The organism is Streptomyces monomycini (assembly GCF_022271435.1).
Lineage (GTDB): Bacteria > Actinomycetota > Actinomycetes > Streptomycetales > Streptomycetaceae > Streptomyces > Streptomyces monomycini.
Window position 1 is genome coordinate 1 of record NZ_JAFIQY010000091.1, and the last position, 1,250, is coordinate 1,250.

Genomic DNA, 1,250 nt, shown 5'->3' on the forward strand with positions numbered 1-1,250 from the left:
AAGGGCCTGGTGGACGCCCAGATCTTCGTGATCGACGTGGCGGGCGGCGACGACATCCCCCGCAAGGGCGGCCCCGGCGTCACCACCGCCGACCTGCTGGTGGTCAACAAGACCGACCTGGCCCCCTACGTCGGCGTCGACCTGGACGGCATGGCCCGCGACGCCAAGAACCAGCGCGGCGACCTGCCCGTCACCTTCACCTGCCTCAAGACCGCCAACGGCGTCCAGCCGGTCACCGACTGGGTCCGCACCCGCCTCACCGACTGGACCACGGACCCCGCATGACCCTGACCGGCTCGCCCGTTTCCACGGCGGCTGCCGGAGGTGTCCACGCGACCGCCCGCATCTCGGCAGCCTGCGAGGGCGGTACCACCGTCCTGCCCGTCCTCGACGGCGACGGGCCCTTCGAACTGCGGCGCCTCCGTTCCCGGAGCACCGAAGCACGCGTATGCGTCATCGGTGCCATGAGCGCCCCGCTCGGCGGCGACCGGCTGCGCATCGAGGCCACCGCCCGTCGGGGCACCACGCTGCACATCACCTCCGCCGCCGCGACCCTCGCCCTGCGCGGCGCCACCGCGGACCACGCCACCTACGACGTCCACCTGACCGTAGGTGAGTACGCCGAACTCCGCTGGAATCCGAAGCCTTTGATCTGCGCGGCCGGCAGCAACCTGCGGCAAACCTGGACCATCGACCTCGCCTCCACCGCGCGCCTCGTCCTGCGTGAAGAACAACTTCTCGGGCGTACCGGAGAGCCCTCCGGCCAGGTGACCACGCGGCTCACTGTCCGGCGCGGCGGACGCACGCTGCTCGACCAGGAGGCCGCCTACGGGCCGGGCGCACCCGGCTGGGACGGCCCCGCCGTCCTGGCCGACTACCGAGCCACCGGCCAAGTCCTCACCGTGGACCCGGCCTACGAGCACGCGCCTCCCGTACCCCGCCTTGTCGGCCTCGCACCGGACGGCGGCCACGCGGTCCTCGCCCCGCTCGCCGGACCCGCCACCCTCGTCACCGCCGCCGCGCCGGACGGCCACCGCCTACGCCGCCTCCTCGACACCGCGCAACGTACGCGGGTGATGTGAGGCCCTTCAGCCGGAGGGTTGAGTGCGCCACTCCTGGAACGCGCCGCCGGCCCCCGCGTCCCGCTGCCGCACCACATGCAGCCGTCCGTCGTTGCCGAGGACGGCCAGCACGGCGCGTCCGTCGGTGTCCTGCCCCACGGCCGCCGCACCCGAATGCGGCACCTTCCC

At 73.4% G+C, this 1,250-nt stretch carries 2 protein-coding genes; both read left to right on the forward strand.

Features of this window, described 5'->3' with window-relative positions:
• Positions 1–285, forward strand: a 285-nt coding sequence (locus tag JXZ78_RS40000; RefSeq protein ID WP_275128709.1) for a GTP-binding protein, incomplete at its 5' end; no start/stop codon positions are given.
• Positions 282–1,082: an urease accessory protein UreD gene (locus JXZ78_RS40005; RefSeq protein WP_238783730.1), complete on the forward strand. Its 801-nt coding sequence runs from the start codon at positions 282–284 to the stop codon at positions 1,080–1,082. The genes JXZ78_RS40000 and JXZ78_RS40005, both read left to right, overlap by 4 nt.
• The last annotated feature ends 168 nt before the right edge of the window (positions 1,083–1,250 follow it).